The following is a 7665-nucleotide window of genomic DNA, read 5'->3' on the forward strand; positions in this document are numbered from 1 at the left end:
GGTCAATTCCACCTGCCGCAGCAATGTTTCGCGCGTCAAATAAAGCGTGGCAATCAAAAACGTGCCGAAGCCGATGGCGAGCATCATCATCACGGTTTGATTGTTGGGACGGTATAAATTCGCCAGGCCCTGCCGCCAAACATAGCTCCAGGAATTGGGAAAATATTTTCGAATGGTGCGCGTCAGCAATTTAGCGGCGCCGGCGAGTAGGCCGAAGGCCGCGGCAATTGCCAGCGTGAAGGACAGGCCTTGCGGCCCGCTCTGCATTTGCCGCATGCTAACCAGGCCGATTGCCACAACTATCAACAGGTAGAGCAGCACACGCAATTTGTCGCGGCCTGCGGGATTCAGCGCCTCGTATGCCGAGCGCAGGCTGAGCAGAGGCGAAATTTTGCGGATCGCAACCAACGGCAACAATGCAAACAACAATGTCATGCTCGCGCCAATGAGCATGCCTTCAACAACCGCGCCCCACGAAATGGAGACGTGCAGCCGGACCGGCAAAAATTCGCCGAGTATTTGCGGAAGAAGCTGCTGCAGCAAAATGCCGAGGCCGGCGCCGATGAACGAACCCAGCAGGCCGATCGCGAGTGTTTGCACGAGAAAGATGTTGAAGGTTTGCCGCGCTTGCGCGCCCAGGCAGCGCAATACGGCAATCGCGCCGAGCTTTTGTTTGATGTAAACGTGAATGGCGCTGGCAACGCCGATGCCGCCGAGCAGCAGCGCCATAAAGCCGACCAGATTGAGGAAGCGTGTTAAATTTTGCATGGCTTCGCCCAAATCTTCTTTGCGGCTGGCGACGGTCTCGGTGCGAAGCCGGTCCTCCCGCAAGCGCGGCTTGATGCGCTCGACAAGCTGCGGAATATCGACCGGCTCATCAAACTTGAATAGCACGCTGTACGTAATCTGGCTGCCGCGCTGAATCAGATCCGTTGCCGGAAGATACTGCAACGGAATAAAAACCGTCGGGCCAAAAACCGCATTCGCCGCCGATTCGCCGGGAACTTTCTTGAGCCGGCCCGCGATGCGAAATTCTAATGCGCCGACTTTGATGGAATCATCGACTTCGGCTTGATACTGCAACAACAATGCTTCATCCACGAGCGCATTCTGGCCGGCGCGAAATGAAACCGCTGCCTGAGCCGGCTCGGTTTCAAACTCGCCATAAAACGGAAAATCGCCTTCCAGCGCTTTGATGCGCACGAGCCGCGTGCCGTCGGTTTTGGGAAAATAGGCCATGGAAGAAAAACGCACTTCGCGCGCTTGCTGGCCGCCGAGCGAATCAAAAAGCGCTTCGGCAGGCGCCGTAAACGGCTGCCGGCCCGAAATCATCAAATCCGCGCCCAACAAAACCTTCGCCTGCTCATCGATGGCTTGTTCCAAATTTTGGCGCAGCGAATTGATGGCGACCACCGCCGCAATGCCCAGGGTGATCGATGAAATGAACAACAGCAGGCGGCGGCGATGTTGGCGGCTGTCGCGCCAGGCCATTTTCCAAATCCACGAATTAAAAAAAGATGATAGAACTGGCATGAGCATGCTCAAATTTTAGTTTTACTCTATTGCTTCTGCCGCCAACTTTGGCGTATATTGGCCATCCGTCATTTCGTCGGAAATCACAGCGCCGCCTTTGAGGCGAATGATGCGTTGCGTGCGCTGCGCCAATTCGAGATTGTGCGTCACCATCACCAGCGCGGTGCCGGCTTCATGATTCAATTCAAACAGCAAGGACACCACCAGGTCGCTGGTATCCGCATCAAGGTTGCCGGTCGGTTCGTCGGCAAACAAAATTTTGGGGCGATTGATGAACGCGCGCGCCAATGCTACGCGCTGCTGCTCACCTCCGGAAAGCTGGGCAGGATAGTGATGCAACCGGCTGCCCAAACCCACGCGTTTGAGCAATGCAATCGCAGGCGGGCGAACGTTGCTCTCACCGCGCAATTCCAACGGCACCATCACGTTTTCCACGGCAGTCAACGTTGGGATGAGCTGAAAATTTTGAAAGACAAAACCGACATGTTCACTGCGGGTGCGGGCGCGCGCATCTTCATCAAGCTGGTCGATCTCAATGCCGTTAATGCTCACCGAGCCGGTGGTGGGGCGATCGAGGCCGGCGCACAGGCCCAACAAGGTCGTTTTGCCGCTGCCCGAGGGCCCGACGATTGCGCAAGTCGCGCCGGCGGCAAGGGAAAAACTCACATGGTGCAACACCGTCAAGGTCTGATCGCCGCTTGGGTAGGATTTACTCAGGTTACTGACACGCAACACGGGACTTAAAATCATATTTACTCTCACTCCAATTGGGCGTACTGTCATAATCTTCTGGTCGAATTAAGACGGGCATGAAGCTTATAAAGTTGCAAAGATACAAAACTTGGAGGCAAGATGCTGCTGCAAATTCCCGCAATGAATATTATTTTTTTGTTGCTTGGTTTGATGATCAATCCTCACAATAATGCCGCGCCGGTTCAGGATAATAAAAGCGCAGAACCGCGCACGATTCTTTTTCTGGGCAACAGTTTGTCTGCCGGCTACGGCCTCGGAACTGAATTCGCCTTTCCCGCATTGATTCAGGAAAAGATTGATTCTCTGGGCTGGAATTTCAAAGTGATCAACGCTGGCTTGAGCGGTGAAACGTCTTCCGGCGGCTTGCGCCGCATCGATTGGCTGTTGCAGCGCAAAATCGATGTTTTTTTTCTTGAGTTGGGCGCCAATGACGGTTTGCGCGGCATTCCGCTCGATCTGACCCAACAGAATCTGCAAGCGATCATCGATCGCGTGAAAGCCAAAAATGCCGAGGTGAGAATTGTGATCGCCGGTATGCTCGTGCCGCCGAATATGGGCCGGGAATACTCGTCAAAATTTCGCACGCTGTTTCAAGAGCTGGCCAAGAAAAATGAGGCTGCGCTTGTGCCCTTTCTTCTTGAAGGTGTGGGCGGCAATCCCAAACTCAATCTGCCGGATGGCATTCATCCCACCGCCGAAGGCCACCGCATCGTTGCCAGAAATGTCTGGCAGGTGTTGAAGCCGGTCTTGCAAGAAATGTAGATTATTGTTGATGGCAAAAATCACATTATCGTTGGGAGGATTTGCATGGGCCTGGAAGCAGCGTGTAAAGTCAGCTTTGACGGAAAAGTCTCCGAGGGCAAAGCGCTATTGGAGTCGGCCGAGCTTTTGTTTCGAGGCGATTTTCGCGTGAAAATTCCCTTTCAGCAAATTTCCGCATTAGAAACCAAGAACGGCAGACTCACTGTCACGTTTCCACAGGGTGTCGCACATTTCGAACTGGGTCCGGCAGCAGAAAAATGGCGCGACAAAATTCGCCATCCCAAAAGCTTGCTTGATAAGCTCGGCGTCAAAACAGACTCCAGGGTTGCTGTGATAGATATTGATGATGGCAATTTTCGCGCACAGTTATCGGAAAGAACAAGTGAAGGGCTCGAGAACAAGCTGGCAAAGGAATGCGATTTCATTTTCTTCGGCGTGACTGGCAAATCATCATTGCGCCGACTTGACAACCTATTAAAACATCTTGCGAAAACCGGCGCAATTTGGGTGATCTATCCAAAAGGGCAACCGCATCTTAACGAAAATGATGTGCGCCATGCGGGCAAAGCCGCCGGCCTGGTTGACGTCAAAGTCGTGGGCTTTTCTTCCACCCATTCAGGCCTCAAACTCGTTATTCCCAAGACCAAGCGCTGATTCTTGCCTTGATTTTGCGTGAAGAAATTTTCATTTTTTGGCAGTTTGCAAGCACAAATCTTCTCTCAAAGCGTTATTTTGCTTGAGGCCAGAAATGCTCAAAATGTTCCCGCCGCTGGTTCTTTGCGTGATGCTTCTCAACTCTGCTTCTTTTACAATCTCGAAAACTCTTCCTCTGCCCTTTCAAACAACAATAAATGACTCTCTTGCGCAACCGCCTGAAAAAATTTCTTCCCGCGAGAGTCCGAAAAGCGCATTATTCAGGTCGGATATGCCCGACGAAAGTTCCAATCCGGCAAGAATGAATTGGCTGTGGTTGTGGTTTGGATTTTACATCTTGAGTGGGCTTATTTTCGGCGGCCTGAGCGGCTATGTTGCGGTCAGCAAGGGGTTGCCGCCGCACCTGTATTTCTTTATCGGTTTTTTCCTAAGCGTTGCGGGCTATCTTTACGTTTTAACCCGGGCCAGCAGCGTCGCCCAGAATGTGCCCGCTGGATTGACAAAAGTGCCGGAAACCTACGCTCCGGCGCCGTGCGAAAAATGCGGTTATGCCAATCACCCTGCGGCCAAAACGTGCGCCGGTTGCGGGACGCGCCTGCATCCCGCGCTTGCATCCGACATGGATCGTCTCGGTTAATTTTTAAAGCTGTTTATGAAGATCAATTTCAGAAAGGCCTCAAGCGCAGATGAAGATTGCGTGCTGACATTCATGCGCGCGTATTATGAACTTGACCATTTGACTTTGGATGAAGAACGCGCTCGCTCAGCATTGAAAAAAATATTACACGATGCTTCCGTGGGCCAGATTTGGCTCATTCAAGATAAAACCGAAACTGTGGGTTATATGGTATTGACGTTGGGATTCAGCCTGGAATATCATGGTCGCGACGCCTTTCTCGATGAGATTTACATCAAAGAGAGCCATCGCGGCAAGGGCATCGGCCAGCAGGCGCTGGCATTTATTGAAGAGCAATGCCGGTTGCTGGGCGTGCACGCCTTGCATCTTGAAGTCGACCGCACGAATGCCCATGCGCAAAAATCCTACCGCAAATTCGGTTTCGTCGATCATGATCGTTACCTCATGACGAAACAGATTGCCGGCAGGGATTCGAAGTGAGTGTGTTTTGAATATCAACTTTGCAACAAGATTCACATGATGCGGTGATGTCGAACAATTTTCTGCTGGCGCTGAATGCCGCAAACAAAAATAAAATCGAATTTGGAATTTCATCTTGCATCGCCGCTGAAAAAGGTTTATTTTCCGCCTGCTTTGATTGAACTTTTGTTCAAATAATTTTGATTTCACCTTGCGATGGAATTTTTGCGAGTAATCCCTTGGGGAGTTTCATGAACGATCATATGGCAGCGCCTTCACCCCTGGTGACACACACGCATGTGCGCAACGGCGCGCGCCTGCTCGTTTCCCCGGCGCATCCCTGGCCCGAGGTGATCGCGCGTGCGCTCGAACAGTCGCAAGGCGCGCGTTATTATCGTTGCGCCTTGCAAGTGAATACGCCGCTGCAGGGCCGCTTCAAAGGTTTCGATTCGAAGCATCGCAAAGATACGGAATCCTATAAACGCGATTTCGCCCTGAGCCTGGCGCAAAAATGCAAAAAGGTCGGCATCGATATTATCGGCTTGTGTGATCACAACAGCGTGGATTACGTCGACGTTGTGCGCAAAGAATTGACGCAGGAGGGCATTCTCGTTTTTCCAGGTTTCGAAATCGCCAGCACTGAGGGTTTGCATCTGCTCTGCCTTTTCGATCTTGACTCGCCGGCCGAGGAACTGGATCACGTGTTGACGGAGTTGGGTCTTCCTCCCAAAGATCGCTGGGTTACCGGACGCGGCCTGGCGCCGAAGCAGTCGCCCAAATCGTTTCCCCAAATTCTTGAGATCGTTCAAAAGAATCGCCGCGGCATTTGCATCGCGGCACACATGGATCGCGAGAACGGCTTGTTGTCCGAGTGCGCCAAAACAACGCGCGTCCAATACTTCACGGATAGCAACTTGATGGCCGGACAAATTTCCGGTGCCCGACGCGACTTGTCGACATTCGAGCGCAAAATCGTCGCCGGTGAGTTGAATCATTATCGCCGCCAGCAAAAAATTGCGCTGCTCAATTGCCTTGATGTTTACAATCTAAAAGATATGGAGAATCAGGCGTGCAGCACGTTGATCAAAATGTCGACGCCGGGCATTGAAGCGTTGTGGCAGGCGTTTCTCGACCCGGATTCACGCCTGACATTGCTTACCGAACGCGACGGCGAGAAGCCGCGTGCGGGCCGGCAAAATGTGCAAGTCGAGCTGATCGCGCTGGCGTGGGAAGGCGAAGCCAGTTTTTTGCACGGCTGCGGCATTCATTTCAACGAAAATTTGAATTGTCTGATCGGCGGCCGCGGCACGGGCAAATCAACGGTGATCGAAAGCTTGCGCTACGTGCTCGATCAACCGCCGCTGGGCGAACAAGCGCGGCGCACGCATGAAGCTATTTTGCGAGACGTGATCAAAAGCGGCACAAAAATTTCATTGTTGGTGCGCACCAATCAACCTTCTCCAAGCCTCTATTTGATCGAACGACTTTACCCGGGGGAGCCGGCGATTTATGACGAAACCGGCCAGCGCCGCAAACTGCACGTATTTGATTTGGCGCCGGGTATTGATATTCTCGGGCAGCACGAAATCGCCGAGCTTGCCAATGATGCCAGCAAGCATGCCAGTTTGATCAATCGTTACCGCGCTGAAACCGCCAGCCGGCAGGAGGCGAACAAGCACGAGATCACACAACTTTTAGAGGCGAATCGCCAGAGTCTCACGAGTACGCTGACGGAATTGCACGAGATTGATGACAAGCTTAGCCAGTTGCCCGCGCTCACCGAGAAACTCAAGCTGTTCGAGGATAAGGGTATCGAAGAAAAGCTGCGCACGCACACGTTACTCGCAAAAGAAGAGCAAACGCTGGGCGCCAGCCGCGATCACGTGGTGGTGTTGCAGCGGATTCTCGATCAAGCGCGCCAACGCCTGGAACTCGAACCGCTTTCACTGCCTGCCGAGGCGCGGGATCAACTTCCCAATGCCGACTTGATCGAAAGGATCCAACGCGCGCTCGAAAAGTTGCAGGGCACGCTCGGCGAGCATCTCGCACAAATGGATTCGGCGATCGCGCAGGCGCGCGAAGAATTGCTCGAGATTGCGGAAAAATGGCACACACGCAAACAAGCGCGGCAAAAAGAATATGAGCGCGCCCTCACGGATTTGCAAAAGGAGGAAATCGACGGCTCCGCCTTTCTCCGGCTACGCCGGGAAATCGAGCAACTTGAGCCGCTGCGGCTGAAACGCGAGCAGCTTCAGCAAAAACGGCTGCAACTCGAGCGCCGGCGAAAAAATCTGCTGCACAAACGCGATACGCACAATAAAAACTTGTTCGTGCTCGACAAGAAAGCAGCGGACAAGGCGAATCACTTGCTCGATCAGCGCGTGCGTGTGAAGCTCAAACGCGGGGCAAATTATAGCGCCTTTGTCGAAAAATTGAAATCCCTCAAGTTGAGCCTGCGCACCGATTTTCTCGAACAAATGTGTGCTGCAGAGAATTTTTCGCTGGCCGATTTTGTCAATCACATACGCGCCGGCCAGCACGCGCTGCAAGAACACTACAAATTCTCCAAGAAACAGGCCGAGGGCCTTGCCCATCTCGATGAAGCAACGCTGCTCGAGATTGAAGAGCTTGATCCGCCGGATGTGGTGAATATCGAGTTGAATGTGAATTATCCGCATGCGGCAGCGCGCTGGCGCAGCATGAGCGAGCTTTCCACAGGACAAAAGGCCACCGCCATTCTACTGTTGCTTTTTCCGGAGAGCCACACGCCGTTGATCATTGATCAACCCGAAGACGATCTCGACAATCGTTTCATCGCCGATACCATCATTCCTACGCTGCGGCAGGCAAAACGGCAGCGCCAGTTT

8 protein-coding genes are annotated in these 7665 nt (G+C 52.9%); 6 read left to right on the forward strand and 2 right to left on the reverse strand.

Annotated features, from left to right (window positions below; genetic code table 11):
* A partial coding sequence (locus FBQ85_23050; GenBank protein MDL1878022.1) for an FtsX-like permease family protein occupies positions 1 to 1539 on the reverse strand: 1539 nt, incomplete at its 3' end.
* A 15-nt stretch (positions 1540 to 1554) separates the two neighbouring features.
* Complete coding sequence (locus FBQ85_23055) at positions 1555 to 2283, reverse strand: ABC transporter ATP-binding protein (GenBank protein ID MDL1878023.1); 729 nt, start codon at positions 2281 to 2283, stop codon at positions 1555 to 1557.
* 102 nt (positions 2284 to 2385) lie between these two features.
* On the opposite strand from FBQ85_23055, the gene FBQ85_23060 reads away from it, so the two are divergent.
* From FBQ85_23060 to FBQ85_23085, 6 genes are all read left to right on the forward strand, one after another.
* Positions 2386 to 3048: an arylesterase gene (locus tag FBQ85_23060; protein ID MDL1878024.1), complete on the forward strand. Its 663-nt coding sequence runs from the start codon at positions 2386 to 2388 to the stop codon at positions 3046 to 3048.
* Between the two features lie 45 nt (positions 3049 to 3093).
* Complete coding sequence (locus FBQ85_23065; protein MDL1878025.1) at positions 3094 to 3702, forward strand: DUF3052 family protein; 609 nt, start codon at positions 3094 to 3096, stop codon at positions 3700 to 3702.
* Positions 3703 to 3720: 18 nt separating this feature from the next.
* Positions 3721 to 3903: a hypothetical protein gene (locus tag FBQ85_23070; protein ID MDL1878026.1), complete on the forward strand. Its 183-nt coding sequence runs from the start codon at positions 3721 to 3723 to the stop codon at positions 3901 to 3903.
* 70 nt (positions 3904 to 3973) lie between these two features.
* Positions 3974 to 4339 carry a zinc ribbon domain-containing protein gene (locus FBQ85_23075; protein ID MDL1878027.1) on the forward strand — a complete coding sequence of 122 codons (366 nt, stop codon included), beginning with the start codon at positions 3974 to 3976 and terminating at the stop codon, positions 4337 to 4339.
* Between the two features lie 15 nt (positions 4340 to 4354).
* Positions 4355 to 4819 (forward strand): GNAT family N-acetyltransferase, encoded by a 465-nt coding sequence (locus FBQ85_23080; GenBank protein ID MDL1878028.1) that lies wholly within the window; start codon positions 4355 to 4357, stop codon positions 4817 to 4819.
* 230 nt (positions 4820 to 5049) lie between these two features.
* Positions 5050 to 7665: hypothetical protein (locus tag FBQ85_23085; GenBank protein MDL1878029.1), on the forward strand; the 2616-nt coding region annotated here is incomplete at its 3' end.

The organism is Cytophagia bacterium CHB2, from assembly GCA_030263535.1.
Lineage (GTDB): Bacteria > Zhuqueibacterota > Zhuqueibacteria > Zhuqueibacterales > Zhuqueibacteraceae > Coneutiohabitans.

Excerpts from the sequence above, each read along its gene's own strand:
- FBQ85_23055 (MDL1878023.1), bottom strand. The coding sequence starts at position 2,283 with ATGATTTTAAGTCCCGTGTTGCGTGTCAGTAACCTGAGTAAATCCTAC.
- FBQ85_23060 (MDL1878024.1), top strand. The coding sequence starts at position 2,386 with ATGCTGCTGCAAATTCCCGCAATGAATATTATTTTTTTGTTGCTTGGT.
- FBQ85_23065 (MDL1878025.1), top strand. The coding sequence starts at position 3,094 with ATGGGCCTGGAAGCAGCGTGTAAAGTCAGCTTTGACGGAAAAGTCTCC.
- FBQ85_23075 (MDL1878027.1), top strand. The coding sequence starts at position 3,974 with ATGCCCGACGAAAGTTCCAATCCGGCAAGAATGAATTGGCTGTGGTTG.
- FBQ85_23080 (MDL1878028.1), top strand. The coding sequence starts at position 4,355 with ATGAAGATCAATTTCAGAAAGGCCTCAAGCGCAGATGAAGATTGCGTG.